Annotated in this window: 14 protein-coding genes; all 14 read right to left on the bottom strand. The window is 72.1% G+C overall.

The annotated features are described in order from the left end of the window. Positions 1-306 (bottom strand): hypothetical protein, encoded by a 306-nt coding sequence (locus tag AB0A95_RS30520; RefSeq protein ID WP_357559186.1) that lies wholly within the window; start codon positions 304-306, stop codon positions 1-3. Beyond that, positions 303-8,264 (bottom strand): hypothetical protein, encoded by a 7,962-nt coding sequence (locus AB0A95_RS30515; protein ID WP_357559185.1) that lies wholly within the window; start codon positions 8,262-8,264, stop codon positions 303-305. Before AB0A95_RS30515 ends, AB0A95_RS30520 begins: the two co-directional genes overlap by 4 nt. A 130-nt stretch (positions 8,265-8,394) precedes the next feature. Then, the gene (locus tag AB0A95_RS30510) at positions 8,395-10,353 is read right to left on the bottom strand and encodes a hypothetical protein (RefSeq protein ID WP_357559184.1); all 1,959 of its coding nucleotides are present in this window, start codon (positions 10,351-10,353) and stop codon (positions 8,395-8,397) included. A gap of 17 nt (positions 10,354-10,370) precedes the next feature. Beyond that, positions 10,371-11,861, bottom strand: coding sequence for a phage terminase large subunit (gene terL, locus AB0A95_RS30505; RefSeq protein WP_357559183.1), 1,491 nt, complete (start codon positions 11,859-11,861; stop codon positions 10,371-10,373). Positions 11,862-11,874: 13 nt separating this feature from the next. Further along, the gene (locus tag AB0A95_RS30500) at positions 11,875-12,690 is read right to left on the bottom strand and encodes a hypothetical protein (RefSeq protein ID WP_357559182.1); all 816 of its coding nucleotides are present in this window, start codon (positions 12,688-12,690) and stop codon (positions 11,875-11,877) included. Between the two features lie 313 nt (positions 12,691-13,003). After that, positions 13,004-13,255: a hypothetical protein gene (locus AB0A95_RS30495; protein ID WP_357559181.1), complete on the bottom strand. Its 252-nt coding sequence runs from the start codon at positions 13,253-13,255 to the stop codon at positions 13,004-13,006. Continuing rightward, positions 13,252-13,611, bottom strand: coding sequence for a helix-turn-helix transcriptional regulator (locus tag AB0A95_RS30490; protein ID WP_357559180.1), 360 nt, complete (start codon positions 13,609-13,611; stop codon positions 13,252-13,254). The genes AB0A95_RS30495 and AB0A95_RS30490 overlap by 4 nt, the downstream gene beginning before the upstream one ends. 62 nt (positions 13,612-13,673) lie before the next feature. Continuing rightward, positions 13,674-14,075 (bottom strand): hypothetical protein, encoded by a 402-nt coding sequence (locus AB0A95_RS30485; RefSeq protein ID WP_357559179.1) that lies wholly within the window; start codon positions 14,073-14,075, stop codon positions 13,674-13,676. Next, positions 14,059-14,475: a hypothetical protein gene (locus tag AB0A95_RS30480; protein ID WP_357559178.1), complete on the bottom strand. Its 417-nt coding sequence runs from the start codon at positions 14,473-14,475 to the stop codon at positions 14,059-14,061. The genes AB0A95_RS30485 and AB0A95_RS30480 overlap by 17 nt, the downstream gene beginning before the upstream one ends. Beyond that, positions 14,472-15,977, bottom strand: coding sequence for a hypothetical protein (locus AB0A95_RS30475; protein ID WP_357559177.1), 1,506 nt, complete (start codon positions 15,975-15,977; stop codon positions 14,472-14,474). The genes AB0A95_RS30480 and AB0A95_RS30475 overlap by 4 nt, the downstream gene beginning before the upstream one ends. Before the next feature lie 288 nt (positions 15,978-16,265). After that, entirely contained in the window at positions 16,266-16,664 is a 399-nt protein-coding gene (locus AB0A95_RS30470) for a hypothetical protein (protein WP_357559176.1), read from the bottom strand. 329 nt (positions 16,665-16,993) lie between these two features. Then, positions 16,994-18,007 (bottom strand): hypothetical protein, encoded by a 1,014-nt coding sequence (locus AB0A95_RS30465; RefSeq protein WP_357559175.1) that lies wholly within the window; start codon positions 18,005-18,007, stop codon positions 16,994-16,996. Positions 18,008-18,205: 198 nt separating this feature from the next. Further along, complete coding sequence (locus AB0A95_RS30460; protein WP_357559174.1) at positions 18,206-18,925, bottom strand: hypothetical protein; 720 nt, start codon at positions 18,923-18,925, stop codon at positions 18,206-18,208. Between the two features lie 12 nt (positions 18,926-18,937). Then, the coding region (locus tag AB0A95_RS30455; RefSeq protein ID WP_357559173.1) for a hypothetical protein at positions 18,938-19,448 on the bottom strand (511 nt) is incomplete at its 5' end.

The following is a 19,448-nucleotide window of genomic DNA, read 5'->3' as shown; positions in this document are numbered from 1 at the left end:
TCATCGGTTACCGCCTCTCGGAACGACCACGCCCTGAGCGGCCGACGTCGCCGGGTCGGCCGGAGTGTCGTCGGCCTGCCCTTCGTCGGTGCCCTCGGCGAGCGCGGTGACGTCGTCGCCGTAGTCGACCGGGGCGGCCTCGCCTGGCCGCCAGTACCGGTACGTCCGCAACCACGCTTGCCGACACGCCTCCTGCTGCGGTGTCCCGTCAGCGGGGTACGGGCACGCCGCGAGTCCCACCTGCCGCTGGGCGGCCCGTTCCCCGAGACGTCGGGCCCCAGCGAGTGCCTGCTCCGTGGTCGTCATGCGAACTCGTTCCCCTCTCCGGCCGACGCGAGTCGCTCCCGTGAGCCCCGGAGTGCATCCCCGCCGGTGAGCTGCGCCTTGAAATCGGCGTAGGTCAACCGGGGGTGCTCACCCCACCAGCGCAGCAATTCCTCGGAGGCGTGCGCCCGGGCCGTCGACCACGCCCCGGAGAACAGCCGCCGCGCGTCCATCTTCCCCTCGGAGCCCTTTTTGAGCAGGTACCCCGACGTTGCGGCTTCCGCGGCACGGAATTGCAGCTCCACGTACTCGGCGTACGCGGCCCTGATGCCCTTCTCTCCGCCGGACATCGCGCGGCCGCGTTCGGAGCGCAACGCCGACGAGTCGGCGCCGTGGACCTCTGCGTACGCATCCAACCAATCCCAGCCCTTCGCGACCAGGGCGTCGATGCGCCGCTCCTGCTCTGGCGTCGAGGGTCGACGTGGTGCGGCACTGGTACGGCGGGTGCCCTTGTCCGGCGGTCCGGCGCGCAGCGTGTCGGACGGGTCGATGTCGTCATCCGCGGCAAGGGCCCGGTACTGGGCGATGAAGTCCGCCGCCCGCACCCGCGGGTGCCGGTCGTCGTACGACAGCGCCAGCCCGTTCTGCACCTGATACCGCCGGATGTCGGCCTCGGTGTCCTCCATGTCCTCGACCGGGATCCGGTACGTGCGGCCGATCGCCTGGACGACCCGCCGGCCGGTCTCGTACCGGCCGGCTTCCATGTCCGCCTGGGCGGTGCCGAGGATCTGCTTCCACACCTCGTCGGCCTTGGCCACGTTCGCCGGCGGTAGCGGGTCCGGGGTGTCCGGCACGTCCACGTCGTCCGGTCGCCCCCGGTAGTACGGGTGCTCGTCGTCGGCGACGCCCTCGTGCTCGGCGATGTGCCTAAACCACGCCATGATCTGCGCGGCCTGGTCGACGACCGGGCGGGGGTCCTTCTTCGCCGCGGCCTTGATCGCTTTCGCGTCGGCGTCCTCCGGCAGCCCGTACACCGCGGCCTGCGCCCGGCGCATCCGCTCCCGCGCCGCCACGTCCCGAGGGTTGCTGCCGGTCTGGTAGAGCCGCAGCACCCCGTACGCCTCGACAGGGTTGCGGTACCGGGCCGGGCCGGCAGGGCCAGCAGCGAGCTTCTCAGCCCGGTCGGTGGCCTCAGCCTCACGCCGGCGGGCCTCGGCGCGCAGCGCGTCGAGGCGTTCGCCCATGGCGTCGGCGTCTTCACCCGGTTCCGCGGCCAGCACGGTGACCAGCCCGGGCGCGAGCGCCAACTCGGCGTCGGTGAGCCGCGTCGGGTCGGCGGCCGCGGCCCTGATCTGCCACTGCCGGAACTCGCGGACGTTCTCGTGCCGTAGCGCCTGGATCTTCCGCCGGGTGGACTCCTTACCCGCCCGGCGGCCGAGGGCCTGCTTCCTCGGGCCGTCCGGGCCGCTCGCGTTGAACATGCCCTGAGACACCGCAGTGGTCAGCTCCGCGTCCGACCAGCCGGCGAACTCCGCGGCGCCGTTGCGGTCGCCGGCGGCGAGCACCAACCGCAACCGGTCACGGGTCGGGAGCTGCACGGCGCGGCCCATCATCGCCCCGTTGCGGTTGATCTCGGTGCTGTCCTCGGGCAGGTTCGCCAACCAGTCATCGACGACCGCGTCGCCGAGTACCTCGCGGACCCCGTCCTCGCCCAGCACCACCACGGCGTTGTTGACCGCACTGTTGCTGTAGTCGGGGACGATCGCCGCTTCCTGCGCGGCGGCCATCGCGTCGACCAGCCGGTCCTGCTGCGCGGCGGCGTGCGCGGCCGCGGCGGCCCGCTCGGCCGCCTGGGCGGCCTGCACAGCGGCTGCCCGCTCCGCTGCCTCCCGGGCCTCCCGCGCGGCTTGTTCCTGCCGGGCGGCGGCTTCCCGGACTGCGTCGCGGCGTTCCCACTCGGCGTACACCCGCTCCATGGCGGCCACGTCACCGAGGTCAGCCGCGTACGTCGCGGCGGTCTCTACCTCGGCGTCGGTCAGCTCAGACATCGGCCGCGCCAACAGCGCCCGCCTCGGGGCGTTCTCCGCTTCGGCCTGCTCGGCGGCCTGCCGACGGTCCAGGTCAGCGCCGATCCGCTCGACCGTGGGATGGTCGATGCTGCCCAGCTCGCTGGTGAGCCGGGCGTACAGGCCGGCAACCTCGTCCTCGGGTAGCGCGGCGAGGTCGTCGGGGACCGACGACACCAGAGCGGTCATCGCCTCTTCGCGGCGTTCCCACTCCGCGAAGATCCGGGCCGCACCGTCCTCATCGGCCTGGTCGTCGCTGGTGACGGCCCGGAACAGCTCGCCGAGTTGCTCGTCGTTCCACCCGGACAGGTCATCGGGCACGATCGACGCTGGCGCGGCCGGCGTGGGCTCCGGATCCGGAGCAGACGGCACGGGCGGAGGCTCGGCTGCGTCACCACCGGGGATGTTGAGCAGGGCATCCATCATGGCCATCTGGCCATCCATGCCGGCCTGCCGGTCGTCGGCGAACAGGCCAAGCTGCTGCACAGCGGCGATCGCGCGTTCCCGCCCGAGGTTCGGCCGGTCAGGCAGGCCGATCGCCGAGCGGGGGGCGGACACGAAGTCGCTCACACCGCCGAAGATGTCGACCTGCTGCGGCGGGGCTGCGGGCGCACTGGTGCCAGCGGCCGGCGTCTCGTCGCCGGTGCTGTTCGCCGCGGGGGCGCTGGGCTCGTCGCCGGCGGCGAGCCGGTTACGTTCCCCGCTGGCGTGCGCGCCGATCTCGTCAAGACGGGCCAGCGCGTTGTCATGCCAGCCGGCCCGGTCCAGGCGCTCGAACTCCGGCCGCAGAGCAACGAGTCGGGCGCGGGCCTCCGCGATGTCGGCGGGGCTGATGTCGTGGTCGCCCCACGCGCTCTCCAGCTCAGCGTCGAGGGTCACGTAGTGGCGCATGAATCCGACGGGGTGCCGCTGCGGGCCGATCGGGTTAGCGATCGGCCACCGGAAGGCGTCGCCGTGATCGATGCCGATCAGGGTGCCGTCCGCGTCGTCCAGCATCCAGTTGCCGGCGTTGCGGTCGACGTTGCCCAGCACGGCATCCGCAAGCCCCATCAGCCGACCGGCGTCGGTGGCAGCGGTCTCGTCGGTGAGAGTGAGCCCGGCCGCCGGACCCTCGTTGGCCCACGCCTCCGCGCCGGTGCCCGCCTCGACGTACTGGGCGTACACCTCGGTCGGGCCACCGCGGTGGATGGCGGGGGTACGCACACCGAACGCGGCCATGGCGAGCGCGCCCAGCTCCTCGGCGTCCTGCTGCTCAACCCCGGTGCGGCCGGGGAGATCCTTGGCGGTCTTCCGGACGGCCATGTTGCCGTCGTGGAAGGTCACCAGCTCCACCGTGGCGGTAGCGCCTCCACCCAGGGTCATCTCATCGACAACCCCGGTCGCCACGGACGCGGCGAGTTGCTCGCCGGCGTCGGCGGTGGAGGCGCGGGCACGCCGGAGGGCTTCCTCTCGCCTGGTGTCGCGGACCACGTCGCCGCGCTCGATGGCCCGCTCGGTCGGGTTGCGGTACGGGCGTCCGTTGCGGGCGTGGCGCCACAGCACGATCGGCGGGTCGGCGGTGGGCGTTTCGGTGGCCTGCGCGTCGAGCTGCGCGCGAACGGTCTGCTCCCGGACGGTGTCCCGGACCACGGCACCGCGGACGATGTCGGGCTGGGCCGGGTTGGGCACCGGGCGGCCAGTGCGGGCGTTCTTCCACAGCACAACGTCCTGGTCGTCTGGTGGCGTCGCCGGCGTCACGGTCGCCCCGCTGTAGACGGTGAGCAGCTCTTTCCGGCCGTGGCCACCGGGGTACTCGGAGAGCGTCACCATGTGCTCGTTGGTGACGCCGGTGGGGACCACCGCGGCGACGTAGCCGGTGGAGGTACGCCCGGTGGTGGTGCCAGCCTGCCGACCGGTGACGGTGACGTACTCATTGCGCCGCAACCCGGTCACCAGCAGGGGTGCCGTCGTCGGCCCGGCGAGCTGGGTGTGCAGGTTCCGCAGCCGCCGGGTGGCGGCCGCCGCGCCGGCGCCGACGCGCTGCTTGTCGGCGACGTTCTTGACCAGGTCAGCCGCGGCGGCGATCGGCACACCGCTCTCGATCGACTGCGCCGCAACGTCGAGCAGAGCCTTGTCGGGCATCTCGACGTCGGGGCCCTGGAGCACGTCCTCGATCGCCAGCACCGCGTCGTCCGGGTTGTTCGCCGGGTCTGGGTTGGCGGACCGGGTCAGGGTGGCGCGGCGGTCTCGTGCACGGGCGAGGGTGTCGGCGCGACGCAGCGACGACATCAGGGAGTCGAGGCGCTGGCCGACCCGCTCGGGCCGCGTACGGCCTGAAATGGCCAACTCGTAGGAGTCCGCGTACGCCTCGTCGTACGCGCTGCGGATCCCGTCGCTGTAGTAGTCCAGCCCCGGTGCCTGCTCGTACTGCTTGATGTGCTGGTCCAGACGCACAAGGTGCTGGCTGACATCGTCCATCCTGTCGCGCCGCACGGACATCGACTCCCGACCGGTGACATCCGGACGGGGCGGGGGCGTGAACCCGCCAGAGGCGGCGTCCAGCCGGCCCGGATCCGTCGCGCCGGCGTTGGGCGCACTGGTGCCAACCGCCGGGGTTTCGGGTGCGTCGGCCGCCGGGGCGTCCGGTGCGCTGCTGATCCGCTCTACCTGCAGGTTCGTGCGTCCCAGGGTGAACGGCATGGCGTCGTCCGGGGCGTCCGGGCCCGGCTTGTGATGCACCATGGCCATGCCGTTACCGAGATCCTCGACCCGGGTGACCGTGCGGGTCCACCGGTCGCTGGTCCCGGTGTTGCGATAGACGTCGCCCGGCTGGAGGTCGACGGCGTCGATTACCTCGACCCCGCGCGCTGCGGCGCGTGCCTGGTCGGCCTGTTCTTCGGCGACCCACCACCGGCGGGTCTCGACGGCCTGAGCAACCCACGCCTCGGCTTCCCGCTTGCTCTTGAATTGCTGCAGGTTGCCATCGCCGAACGAGACCTTGAATCCGCCGCGGTTCTTGGTCACGAGCATCTCGGCGGCGTCGAGCCAGCCAGCCGGCCGCAACTCGCCTCGGTACATCACCGGCGGGGACAGTTCGGGGACGTCCACCACAGCCGTGGGTTCGAGGTAGAACACCTTTTTGTGCAGCCGGTTGTCGGTGTCCGGGCGGTGCTCGGAAATCCGGACCATGATCATGTTGCGCATCTTGGTCCGGCCGTCGGGTGACCACCGGATCCGCTTGGTGCTGGTCACCCAGCCGGCGGTGGCTGCCTTGCGGCCCTGGATGTCGACACCAGCTATCCGGACGTAACTGCCGTCCTTGACGTCGGCGATCGGCACGCGGGCCGGCGCTGCGGGCACACTGGTGCCAGCCGCCGCGGTGTCGGGTGCGTCGGCCGCCGGCGCATCGGGGTCGGCGTCGGTGGTGGCGTCCATGTCGGTGTAGACCGTCATGCGCCACCCGGCCAGCCCGTCCGGGTACTCGGCGAGCTGCACCACGCGCTTCTGCCCGGTGACCTTCCCACGCTTGACGGTGTTGACCGTGCCAGCGTCGCCCTGCAGGTAGCCGGCGCCGGAGATCCGCTGCCCGTACTGGTCAACGCCGACCACCTGGGCGCGCTGACCGTTCTTGAGGTCAGCGACCGGGGTACCCGCAGGCACCAACGGGGCGGTGTCAGGGGCGTCGGGGGCGGTCGCCGGCACACGGTCGCCGTCCGGCGTGCGGGGCGCGTCCGCTTCGGCCTCGTCCACGATGCGGCGGATAGCGGCCCAGTCCAGGGCCGGACCGTTACCGAGACTCAGCGTGAAGTCAGGGTGGGCGGTCTCGCCGGCGTCCACCTCGGCGCGAGCCGCGGCGAAGTCGCCGGCGGTGATGGCGTCTCCGGCCGCGTTGGCGCGGGCCTCGGCCTCGGCGTTGCGGGTCGCGCGGACAGCCTCGACGTCCTCATCGGAGAGGGTCATCAGGTCGGGCCGCTCGGCGAGGATCTGCGCGACGGCGTTGACCGTCGGCTTGAAGCCGTGCCGGTTGGTGACCGGGGCCAGGTCGCGGCCCTCGGCCACGTACCGGGCAGTGTTGCCCGCGGTGCCGCCCATCATCGGGGTGCGGAAGATCCGGGCGGCGTTGTCCTCGACGGCGATCCGGACCCGCTCCCGGTCGATCGGGGGCAGCTCGGCGAGCGCACCGTCGACGGGGACGATGCCCGGGCCGTCCTCGTCGTCGGAAACGTCGAGGTCAGCGCCGGTTTCTACACCGTCGACGAGTTGGTCGCCAGCGGCCGCAGCCGGGGTGGCGTCGCCGGCGGGCTGGGTCGTCTCCTGGCGGCGACGCACGATGCCACGCAGGTCGTCCCACGACCGGGTACGCAGCGTCTTCCCCGTGCCAACGAGGTGGTCCGGTGCCATCGTCTCGGCCTGGTCGATCAGGTCCATGGCGCCGGCGTAGTCGCCGTCCTTGGTGAGCTGGGCGGCCTGGCTGGCCATGGTCTCGACCCGCTCGGCGCGGGCGGCCGCGGCGCGCTCGGATTCCTCCGGCGACCGGGTCATCAGCTCGGGCCGGTCGCCGAGCACCTGGTCGACGGCGTTCCATACCCGCGCGAGTCCATCGCGGTCGGCCAACTTCGTCAGCGGGCCCTCGGCCACATACCGGGCGGTGTTCTCCCGCGACCCACCGATCATGGGGGAGGTGAACATGCGGGCGGCGTGGTCCTCGACGGCCACGCGGATCCGCTCACGGTCCAGGCGGGGAAACTCGCCCAGCGGCCCGTCGTCGGGCAGCGGGCCGGGCTCGCCGGCGTCGGCGGGCGCACTGGTGCCACCAGCCCGAGTCGATCCGCCGCTCTTCTTGCCCTTGCGCCGACGGTCCATCTCGGCGCGGATCTTGTCGGCGTAGTCCCCGCGGCCGGTGGGGAGCAGCGACAGCGTGGCACGCAGCTCCCGGTCGGTCATGGCGGCGAGTCGTTCCTGGTCGCTGACGCGCTTCGCCGGGGTCTTTGCAGCCGGCGGCGGGCTCGGCTTGCGGTACCGCAGCGACTGCCATTTCTTCCGGCCGTTGGCCTGGTCCTCGAAACCGTCGTACCAGTCGTCCGGCTCGCCGCGCTCGTCGGCGTCGTCCAGGGCGTCGCCACCGTAGATCCTGGCGGCGTCCCAGCCCTGTTGGTATGCCTTCGTCTTCGCGGCGGGCGCGCCCTCCGGGGTGGCCGGCTCATCCTCGGGGGTAGCCGGCTTGTCGTCGGGGGCGGCCGCGGCGCGCGGGGAGTTGCCCGCGCGGCCGCGGCCGCTGTCGCCACCGGCGTCGTCCCGGTTTCCGTCGGTGGCGGTGGCGCCGTCCGGCCTGGAGGTACCAGCCGGCGCCGGGGAGGTGTCGCCTCCGTCCTGCCTATCGGCGGCACGGGGTCGTTTGGTAGCGGTCTTCGGGATGATCGCCCCGTACAGATCCCACCCGCCGAGCCCGTTGGGCTCGGCGCGGGTGATGGCGATCTCCGTGTCACGGGCGAGCAGGATCTCCCCGTCGACCGCGTTGACGTACGCGGGGGTGCCCGCGGCCGCGGCGATGTGCATGGTGACCGCATCGGCGGGGCTGGGCCCGGCGTCGGGGGTATCGATGCTGGTGCTGGCGTACGCGGCGTCGCGGACCTTCATCCCCTCGAGATCCTGGATCGGGACGTGGGCGAACATCGACAGCGGCACCTGACGGCGCAGCACGACATCCTCGTCCAGCTCCCCGAACTCCGCGTCGATGTCGGCCACGACGGGCGGTGGGGTCTTGTTCGCACGGATGGCCGGGTTGGTCTCGCGCCACCCACCGGCGAGGTACTGGCCCATGGCCGAGTCGGGGGCCGGGGCCTTCCCACCGCTCTTGCGTTCCATCCACGCCAGGGCGTCACCCTGGGCGGTGACCTTCGCCGGCGAGAAACCGTCCAGCGCCGACCGGGCGCGGGTGGTGTCGGACCCCTTCATCACGCGAGTGCTCGAGCGGGTGAACCGGCCGCGGGCGTCGCGCGGGTGCAGCGAGGGATTCCATTTGGTCTTCTTGACTGCCATGGCTGACCAGCCCCTTTCCTGTGTCAGCCGCGGCGGGGCGGCGTCGCTACTCGGTCGGGGCTTCTTCGTCGTCGGGCGGCGGCCTGTCGCCGGCGAGCCGGAAGAACGCCGGGTCGAACACACCGCTGGGGACAGCGCCCGGGCCTTCCGGCTGCGGGTCAGGGCCGGCGGTGGTGTCGGCCTGGTCGTCGGCACCGCGGCCACCGAACAGCCCGAAGTCGGCGTCGGCTTGCCGGGCTGCGGCCTCGGTGCCCACCCCCAGGGGCGGTGCGACTGGTGCGGCCGGTTGCCCGTCGGGGCCCATCGGTCCGGGTCCGGCTGTGGCGGGGTCACCACCGGCGCGGGCCAGGTCTGCGGCCTGCTGCCCGGCCCCACCGAGCGGTGGTGTCTGTGGCCACTTGAAGTTGCCCTGGTCGTCGGTCATCTCGCTGAGCAGCGTCTCGGCCTCCCGTACACCGAGGGCCTGCAACAGCAGCCGCAGGATCAGCTCCGGCGGCAGCGTGCTGGTGGCCGCGGCGGCAACCACGGCGTCGATGACGGCCTTGGGGTCGGTCTCGTCCAGGTCCGGCCAGTCGACGTCCACCGTGGTGTCGGTGTCGCCGTCGAGCTGCACGACCTCGCGGCCGGTGACCTTGTCCCGCTTCACCGTGCCCTTCAATGGGCCCTGAGATGCCCGGACGGCCTCGGTGATGACGTGCTGCACCAGTCGCTTCTGAAACGCCGTCCACAGCGACCGGCGGGCCATCATGGCCAGCTCCGTCGGCCAGTCCAGCGTCTCGGCGGTCGCGCGGGCCCCGGTCTGTCCGGGGTCGGCGAGGAGCATGGTGACGGGGATATCCAGGCCTGCGGCGACCATCATGGCCAGCGGCCGCCCGGATTCGGCGTCGATGACGGCGCCGGTCTTCGGGATCGCTTCGAGGTTCCCGCCGACCGGGGTGACGGCCACCCCGCCGACGTCGTTGCGCTCCCCGGGGGTGGTGCTGGTGTTCCCGGCGCCCGCCGCGGCGAGCGCTGCCTTGGCCTGGGGCTTGTTACGGCCCTCTGCGGTCAGCTTCCAGGCGAACCGGGCCAGCGACCGCATCAACGAAGACCACTGCTCGAGGAACTCTTTGTACGCGCGGGCCCAGTTGACCGAGGCGTACGCGTCGGGGATGCCTCGCTGCCACCCGCGCGGCCGGTTCGCCTGCACCGCGATGACCGGGGCGTCCCAGCGAACTTTCACCCCGCCGAACATGCCCGGCTTGCTGGCCGGCTTGTAGTCGACGTCGGGGTACAGCAGCTCCTCGGTGGTCTGCTCGAGGCGACCCTGGGCGTTGTGTGTGTTGCGGGTCCAGACGCGCCGGTAGTACCAGGGGGTAGCCGCGTCGTCCGGGTCGCTGATGACCTCGTGGATCTCGTCGGCCAGGATCGTTCGGGCCTGCACCCACCCCGACTGCGGGCGGGTGAACAGCGCGACGTACACCTCTCCGTCGGTGCCGAGCGAGTGCTCCAGCTCATCGCGCGCCTGAGCGGAGAACAGGGCGCTCTGGTTGCCCGGGTCGTCGATGAACGCCTTGATGACGCTCTGGACGTCCTGCTCTTTCCCGGCGCCGTCGGTCTTGGCCTTGCCGTTGGCGCGGGCCGTGATCTCGCAGCCCTGCCCCCACACGTAGTACGACCGCAGGTTCAGACCGCGTTTGATCAGCGGGTTGGCCAGCGACATGAGCCGGCATACCGCGCGGAGCTGCACCATGCCCTCGGCGGTGAACTCCTGCTGCCCGATGGTGGTGAACCGTCGCCACCCCGGGTCGCCAGTGATCGCCCGCTCGAGGTCAGCGACGGCTTCCTGGGTGCCGGTGAACGGGTTGGTGCCGGCGGTGGCTTCCTCGAGCCGCATGGCCAGCAGTCCGATGTTGTTCTGCGCAGTGACCAGCTCGGTGCGTAGCGCGGCTTCTCGGGTGTCCCAGCTCGCCGGTGCGCCACCGGGCATCCCGCGCCGGCTGCGTGGCCTCGTCGGTGCTGACATCGTCTCCCCCTTCGCGGTCAGTAGGGGGAGATCGACCCCTCGGGGTCGCCGTCCTCGTCGTCCTCGATAATCTGGTCCTCGACCAGCAGCGGGTTGAGTAGCAGCCGGTCGAGCGCCTGGGTGAACGTGTCGACCCGGTCATCGTTGGCGGCCTTCGGGAACGTCTTGGCTTCCTCGGTGAACCCCTCGACCCACGGCGCCATCTCGGGCGCCGGCAGCCACACCTGGCGGGCCTCGACGTACGGGGACACCGCGTACGCGCGCTCCACCTTCGATTTGGTGGGCTCGATGGGCACGATGCCGGGGATTTGGTTGCGCAGCATGTTGATCACGGCGGTGCCGTTGGCCTTGTCCTCGATCAACTTGAGTAGCGCTGCGGGCCACTTCGCGGCGAGCATCCGGAACCGCATCAGGGTGTCGACGAACGACAGCCGGTCGTGCACCTGGTCGAGGAGGTACGCCTGGTTACCGCGGCGGCCCCAGACCTGCATGCACACGTAGTCCGAGCTGTCGGTGTCCTTGAACGAGCAGTCGACCGAGATGATGACCTGGTCGAACCCGACGGGGACGTGCACGCCGTTGCCGAGCGCGGTCCACTGCGGCTGCTCGTAGTACCGCCACCAGCCATCCTGGAAGATGTTGCCGGCGGCCGGGGCGGGGCGGCCCTGGTACAGGGCCGTCCAGGACCGGATGCCAACCTCGCGTTTCTTGGCTTCCCAGTCGGCGGCGGTGCGGCCCCGGGCGGAGACCATGTACTCGCCGGGTTTCCGGTCGAGCGGGTCGGTCTGCCCCTTGTTGGGGTCGTGGTCGGCCTGGGCGGGGATGTTCAGGACTCGCCACTTGACGCCGTCTTCGCGCTTCTGCAGCCAGCCGGTGAGGTCGTCGTCGCGCCAGCGGGTCTGGATGATGACTACGGCGACGCCGGGGCCGAGCCGGGGGACCGCGACGGTCTCCCAGAAGTCCTCGACGACTTCGCGCCAGGCTTCCGACTCGGCCTGCTTCATGTCCCGGTAGGGATCGTCGATGATCAATAGATCGACCGGTTGGCCAGTGAGCGCGCCGGTGATCCCTACTGTGTAGATTCCTCCGATTTGCCCGGTCAGTGTCCACTCGTTCGCCGCGGCGTTCGGGTCGACGTGGATGCCCAGGACGTGCCCGTGACGGGCGACGTCGTCGCGGATGGTCTTGCCCCACCGGCGGGCCATCCGATGCGCGTAGCTCACGATGGAGATCCGCAGGTCCGGGTTGCGGGCCAGCATCCACACCGGGAACCGACGCGACGTGCGCTGGCTCTTGCCCTCCTGCGGCGGCATCGAGATCATCAACCGGGTCTCGCGGCCATGCGCGACGTCGACCAGGGCCTCGTCGATCTGGTCGAGCGCCGGCGTCTGGATCGTCTTCGGGTCGAGGGCCTGGGCCATCTCCCCGGGCGACGCCCACCGCTGCGGCTTCGGGGCGAACCCCTGCCGGGCCTGCTGCCACGCCGCGGCGTAGTCGACCATCGTCATCGGTCACCACCAGTCAGGCAGCGATGGCCGGGCCGGCGGTGGTGGCCACCAGGTCCATGTGCGACACGATCAACTCCTGGACGCGCTGGTCGGTGGCGCGGACGTCCAGGTCTCGCAGCACCCCCATTATGACCATTTGGATCATCAGCCCGACTTGCTCGGCCAACTTGATCCGCGCGTCGGCGATCTTCGCCTGGACAGCGAGCGAGCAGAACTTCCCGAGTAGCTCGTGGGCCTGCTTCTCGAGCTGCACCAGCGCCCGGATGCCCTCATCGACCGCGAACACCCTGCTGTTGCGGTCGACGTCGTACTTGTGGCCCACGAACGCCGTGACGCCACCCTGGGCGAAGATCCGCTCGAGATCCTGGCGCGCGGTCTGCAGCGCCGGGTGCTCCGGGAGCGGCCCACCGTCCGGGTCGTCCGGGTTGTCGTCCCACTCCGGCTTAGCGAGCACGATCTCCTCGGCCCGGGCAGCGCGCTGCAACCGCTCGGCGGCCTCGTACGCGTCCCTGAGCAGGGTGCCGTACAGGTTCGCCTTCCACTTCCAGAAAGCGATCAGCCGGAGGATCTCGGTACGCGGGTCGAGATCCTGCCCGTCGTGCCCGTCCAACGTCCACTTGGACAGCTCGACGTTGAGCGCACCGCGGGCGCGTTGCTCCTCGAGTGGCCGACCGGCGTGGTGCCGGCAGTGCTTGGTGCCGGTCACGACGTTCTGGCCGCACAGGTTCCCGGCCTTGTTGAGGTTGCCGTAGTGGCCGCACTTGTGCTCGGGCATGGCGGCGGCCGCAGCGGCCAACTCGGTCGTGCGCATGCGGCGCTTGGCGCTCATCTGGTCACGTCCTGGATCGCGCTGGCCACGGCGCCGGTCCCCGCGCGGACGGGGCCCGGCGCCGCGTTCATGGGCGCAGCGAGTAGCCGCCCGGCACCTCGGTTTGCCGGGCGGCTACTCACTACGCGGACCCACTCACCGGCCCTGTGGGGCGCGACTCGCCAGCGGCATCGTGGAACGATCGCGGGGCGGGCAAGCGGGGGCAGAAGGGCCGACCTGGGCCCGGACACACCAAAGGCGACGCTCCCGGCCCGGAGGCTCTGGGGACACGTCGCCCGCTGGCGGGAAGTGTTACACACGATGATCAGTCCCGTCAAAGACCGGCTGCGTCGGGCTCGCCGAGCACCCGATCGGCGACGCGCTGCAACTCCTCCAGGTCGTACTGACCGCGGCGGCCCACCCGCCCGTGGTCGGTGATCTCCTGGGGGTACCGGTGGGCCCACAGCCGGATCCGGCCCGCCCACCGCTTGAGGGTGACCGGGTCGGTCTTGCCCCCGTACGTGCGGGCCATGTGCAGGGCGGCGGCGTCGATCTCCGCCAGTGCGGTCGCCACGGCCATCGTCACGCGGACTCCGGTGTGCCCTGCAGCGCGGCGACCAGCCGGTCACGTACGTCGCCGTCGGGCAGCGCGGTGAGCGCCGCGGTGAGCAGGGTGGCGACCTCGGCAGAGGACAGGTTGAGCAGCGGCAGGTGGTGGTCGCCGGCCAGGACGAGGTGCAGCCCGTACACCGCGGCGATGTCGATCGCGGTGCCAAGCAGGACGTCCTGGGTGCCGGTCTCCAGCGCCTGCATCTGCGGTTTCCCGGTGCCGACGTGGTCTTTGACCTGGCGGAGGGTCAGGTCGGACGCCTGGCGGTGCGCGCGGAGTTGACGGCCGAGTGCGCGGCGCTGCTCGACTCCACGGGGGTGACGGTCGGTCATGACGTTCTCCTGCTCGGGGGTGGGGCGGACAGGGTGGGTTGCGAGTAGGTCGCCCAGGTCGGTCATGCTCGGCCCACCGCCCAGGCCAGGCCGAGCACCACCGCGGCGAGCACGATCCCGAACATGGCCCACACCGCAGTCATGTCGACCAGGGCGGCGAGGACCAGCAGCGCGGCGAGGAACAGCCCGGGGCCGGCGGCCCACCGGAGCAGCCGGGTGCGGACCTGCGCCCGGTGGGTGCGACGCTGCGCCCGTCGCAGCGCGGTGGAGATGTAGAGCTGGCCGGAGCGTCGCCTGTAGTCCGGGGCAGGACCCTCGAGCTGCCACCCGCGCCACGGGGCGTACCGCCAGTGCCGCCCCTCCTGGTCGACCACGCCGTACTCCCACGGGCTGCCCGAGTGCAGCGGCCGCATCGCCGCGGCGACCTCGGGTGGCACCGCCGTCAGGTCATCGTGCGAGCGCATCGGCTGCCTCCTTCGGCAGGTGAGGGATCACCGCGGCCGCATCCCGGTAGTCGGGGCACGGCCAGAGCGGGGCGTCGCCGCTGTAGCAGCCGTTGAGGCAGACCACGTCGGGCCCGTCGTGGCTGGGTTCGTGGCGCTCGAGGGTGCGGCGGGCGCCGGCGTACGCGGCGGCCGCGGTGTTGACCAACCCGACGACCAGGTGCGCGTCGTGGAACCGCACGTCGTAGGCGACGGCCCGGCACTCCCCATCGGCGGGGCTGCTGAGGATGGTGGCCTTGACGAACGGCCCCGGCATGTAGCCCACCAACCACGGGCCCGGTGACGCGTCGGCCTGCCCGAGCGGCGCCTCGGCGTCGGCGAGCGCGGCGAGCACCGCGGTGTGCAGCTCGGTAGGCGTCATGCCGCTACCTGCGTTCCGCCAGCGATGCACCCGCCGGGGCACGCCCACCCGACCGGTCGGTACATGGACTCCCGGTACCCGCGGCCGCGGATCTCCCGCCACTCGACGGCCATGGTCCGTTCGCAGCCGCGGCACTGGGGCAGCCGCTCGGTGTGCCGCTCGGCGGCGACCCGGTCCCCGAGGGTGTAGAGGCGCCGCTGGTCGATCGGCCACTTGGCGCGGATCTGCGCGGCCAGGCGCAGCCACTCGTGTTCGGACCAGGCGGCGTGGCAGCGGGGGCACTCGACGCGGGAGCGGTACGGGTCCTGCCAGAGTCCGTACCCGCACACCCGTCCGGTGGTCTCGCCGTCGCCGTCGACCAGCAGGTTCGGGCAGCGGCCCAGCCAGTGATCATCGCGGGTCTCCCCGAGGGTGTGCTCCAGCTCGGCGACCAGGGCGCGCAGCTCGACGCAGAACTCGCCGACTCCGACGTCGTCGGGGTTGTCGCGGGCAGCGGCGTACGGCAGCCACTCGGCGAGGTACGCGGCGTCGACCTCGACGTGCGCCGCGGTCGTCGCCCCGCCGTAGCGCAGCGCCCACTGGGCGGCGACGACGTCGGTCGGTTGCCGGTCGACGCGTTGCCCGGTGACCGCGGCGCCGGCGCGGGCCTGGGCGGTGGGCCCGTCACCACCGATGCCGAGCACCGCGGCGCCGACCCGGTCGCGTGCGGCCCGGTAGGTGGCTTTCAGCGTGAGGTACGCGGCGACGGCGGGGAGCACCAGCGGCTGCCCGTGGCGCATCAGGAGCGCCTCACGGGCCGCGGCGTCGGCCAGGCGCGCGTCGGCGCTCTCGGCGACCTGGGCGAGCTGCGCGGCGCGTTCCTGGGCGACCCGGTCCAGGGCGGGCAACGCCACCGGGGCGCCACCCGGGCGGGTGCCGGCCTTCGGGTCGCCTTGCTTGCGCCACCGGCGGCCCCACCCGCCGACGCGGCCGCGTTCCGGCACCGGGTGGCCCAGGTTGTGCCGCCACCGGCGTACCCACAGGTCTGCCCACTCCGCCGGCGGGACCACACCCACCTGGTCGTCGTCGGCGACGAGCAGCGGCCGCCCGGCGTAGTCGACGACCAGTTCGCGGTGCCACACCCGGATCTGTCGACGTTCCTGCTCCGGTGGGCGGCCGCGGCCGCGGGCGACGGACACGGTGACGGTCTCCACGGTGGACCAGCGGCGCACCTGGGGTGCCAGGGACCGGCGGTCGCGGCGGATCTCGGTGCAGCCGGGGCCGACGAGGGTGAGGACGTCGAGGCGCGCCGGCGTCGGCGATCCGACCCGGGTGGTCGACACCTTCTCCCCGGGGATGGCGGGGCCGGGCACCAGGAGGTGACTCAGGGACCGCACCAGGCGGGGCAGCTCGGCGAGGTGCGCGCGGGCGGCGTCGAGGTGGTGGGTGCACAGGGCGGCGACGGTGTCGTGCGGGTGGCCACCGACCTGACAGATGCCGGTCGGGGCGTCGTCGTCACGCATCGGGCCTGGCGAGGTGTGGACGCATGGAATGGAATCCCCCTATCCCAGCGACGCCCGGGTGGGCGTCTGAACGCGTGTACGCGCAACCGGAGGGAGCCCCATCCCCTCTAGTTTCGGCAGGTCACTGGTGGGTTTGCCGCGCGCACCATGTCCTATCGGAAGCGAATCGGCGGCGGGTGCGGGGTGTGTGGATCTTTCATGTGAGGCCGTGGTCACCACCGCGGTGTAAGGGAGCGCACCCGTCCCGGCCACTGGCCCCCGCCGGGGACGGGACGGGTGCGCCCCTGGTCAGCGTTGCCCGGGGGTGGTGGCAGCGGCGGCCTCGACCTGCGCGGCGGCAGCCGGCTGCGCGTAGGTCGGGCGGGCCTTGGTCAGGCCCAGGGCGAGCAGCCAGCGACCCAAGCGGGGGAAGCGACGCTCGATCAGCCGAGAGGCGAAGTAGTACCCGGCGATCGTCACGCCGGTCGTCACGATGACCAGGGTGGACGATGCGCGGTCCGGCAGGGAGATGTCGTAGTGGGCGTTGACCCAGGTCAGGACGGCACCGATACCGACGGGTACCCAGGTGCGGGCGAGGCTGTCGACCAGGCCGGGCCTGAAGTAGCGGGCGAGCAGGTCGGCGAGGTAGCCGCCCGGGTCGACCGACGGGTCCAGGTCACCGGACGGGGTGGGGGTCTGCTGGGTCATGGTTGTCTCCCGGTCAGTGCTGCCCGGCCAGAGTTGGCCGGGCGCCCGGTCAACGTTGGCTTGGCACCAGGCCAGAGCTGGCCGGGTACCGGGCCAACGGTGGCCGGGCTCTGTGGACAACCGGGGGGCGGCCCGGGATGGCTGCTGCCTGCGACGCCACCGGGGGACACGCACAGCCGGACAGGCGGTGCCGCGAGTGCTCCACCGGTTGCGACGTGGCAACTGGTCGGGGTGCTCGGCTTCCGCGTGCCGTGCGTTCCGAACGAGTGTACGACCGGGGGCGGAATAATATTTCCGCCGTGATCTGACAGGCCGAACGTCGTTCGGTTTCAGTCCTCGCGGCCGGCGATGCGCCGTACGGCCTGCCGATACGCGGCGGCCAACTCATCGGCGCCCGGCACGGGCTCGTCTAGTCGCAGATCGTCCATGGGGCTGAACCCGTGCTGGGCGATGTGCCGGTCTTCGTGGAGCCTGTAGAGGTACGAGGCGGCGGCGTCCAGGCCGGCGAGGTACGGCAGCCGGGCGTGCAGCGCGGCCTCGTCGTCGTCGTAGCCGGCCAGGGTGCCTTCGGCCAGCTTGACCACCTCGGCCCACGCTTCCGTGTCGTCGCGAGCGTCCGTGAGGGTGGGCCGACTCAGCCCGGTCAGGTGTTCCGCGCGGACGATGCCCACCTCGTTGTTGTCGTCCTGGTCTTCGCGCAGGAGCCGGCCGATCTCGGCGATTGCCGTCGCTCGGGCCAGCCGCGCCTCGGCGGCGCGCTGTCCGGCGTGCTTGAGTGCCGTCTCTCGGGCATAACCGCGGTCGCGGCGTGCGATGTCGGCCCTCAGTTGGGCGGTGACCGCGTCGCCGGTGGGTTGCTCTGTCGTGGCCGTGTCCTGGGTGCGTTCGTCGCTGATCTCGCGCAGGGCGGCCAGCTCGGCCCGGTCGGCGTCGGTCATCAGGCGGGCAGCCAGCCGGGCGCCGTCGCGGGCCTTGTTGGCGATCCACCACGGGGCGTCGGTCTGCCGCAGCAGGACGGCGGTGTAGAGGCTGGTGACCTGCCCGACCACGCTGGCGGGTGCGGTGGCGGCGAGCGTGTCGGCCAGCGCGGTGAGCATGTCGACACGGATCGTCTGCGCCCAGCCGACCTGGCGGGCGCTGCCCGTGAGTTGCGGCCAGCCTGCGTGCTCGGCGACGTCGGCGGCGCGGGCGTTCAGTTCGGCGCGGCCGGTGCTCTGGCACTTGGCGCAGGGCTCGCTGGCGAGTCGCTGGGCTCTGCGGTCTCGTTGGCCGTGGGTGTTGCTGCCGTGGATCTGCACCTGCTCCGGGTGGCCGCAGGATCTGGTGATGGTGGTGAGCGCCATGGGGTCACCCTCTCAGCTCGGGACGTAAAGCAACTTTACGGCCAAGCGTTCGAGATGTAAAGCAACCTGACGGCACGGCTGTCCGGAAATGCGTACGGCCCACCATCCCCGGCAGGATGGCGGGCCGTACGCAGCAGTAACGCTCGTTTCCCTCTACCCAGGACCATAGCCCGCAGGTACGACATTCTTGGGCAGGTTCTACGCGACGGCCCGGCTCACATTCGGAACGAGATCGGCCGGTGAGCACACCGACGGGTACCCGAGGTGCGGCTGCTGGCCCGGCTCGAACAGCAGCAACTCGGTTCCGTCGTCGCTGGTCTGGTAGGGCACCAGGCACCGGGCCGCCGGGTCGTACGTGTGGTGGTGGTACCCGTCGGGCATCACCACGTCCCACCGGCCCTGCTCGTCCGGCTCGTCCGCCGTCGCCCGCACCGCCACGTACCCTTCCGGCAGCATCGGCGCCGGGTCGCTCAGCGTGAGCAGCACCGCCCGCCGCGGCTCCTGATGCACCGGCACGGTGAAGTGTCGGCCGCCGATCGTCGCCCCGCCCGGGCGGACGTTGATCGTGTGGACCGGCGCCAGGGGCAGGTCTTCGGTGGGGAGCGCGCCGGCGGCGCGCAGCAGCACCAGTACCAACTCGGTCGCGTCCTCCGGTCGGGCGTCGACCCTCCACACCCCACCCGGGCCGTGCAGCAGCGGCCGCGGGTCCGCCACCTCACCAGCGGTCACCCGCCACGTCCCGGCGTCGGTCGTCCACCGCCACACGAACCCCCCAACGAGGGTGTGCTCCTCGAGGGCTTCCGGGCCGGTGCCGGGGGAGTCGTGGCGGGTACGCAGCACCGACCGCATGGCGGCCGCGAACAGGTCCAGCTCCGGCGAGGGCCGTTCCGCGAGGGCTGTGGTTGTGTGGGGGTGCATCGGTGCCTCCAGTTAGGCGGTCGACAGGTCCCGGGACGGGGCGGCCTCACCGATCAGCTCACGCACAGCCGAGCCCACGATGACATCCGCACACAGGGAATCGACCAGCCGGTCGTCCAGGTAGCGCAGTCGACCCGCGTATCTCCAGACCCGCGGGGTTCCGGGCCCACCGGTGCGGCACTGGACGGCCACGCCGGTGCCGTTGACGACCAGCCGCACCGGGAACGGCACCATGCCGATCGGGAACCCGTGCTCGCGTAGCCACCGGTCCAGTTCCCCGGCTGCCGCACCCTGAGCGTCGGTGGCAGGGAGGGGCACCACGTAGCCGACACCGTCGCCGGCGAACCCAGCGGGTAGCTCGGCGCCGGGCAGCTCCACCGGCGGCCGCAGCGTCGCCAGGGTGCGCGGCGCGACCTGGTCGGCGCGGTCGCGGTCACGGCGTCCAGGGCGACCAGGTGGCCGCCGCTGCGCCGGCACCCGTCCCGGCGCCGGCGCGGGTTGGTCGGCGGTCCAGGGCACGTAC

The organism is Micromonospora sp. NPDC049230, from assembly GCF_040647875.1.
Taxonomy (GTDB): domain Bacteria; phylum Actinomycetota; class Actinomycetes; order Mycobacteriales; family Micromonosporaceae; genus Micromonospora.
This window is presented reverse-complemented; position numbering and strand designations above follow the sequence as displayed.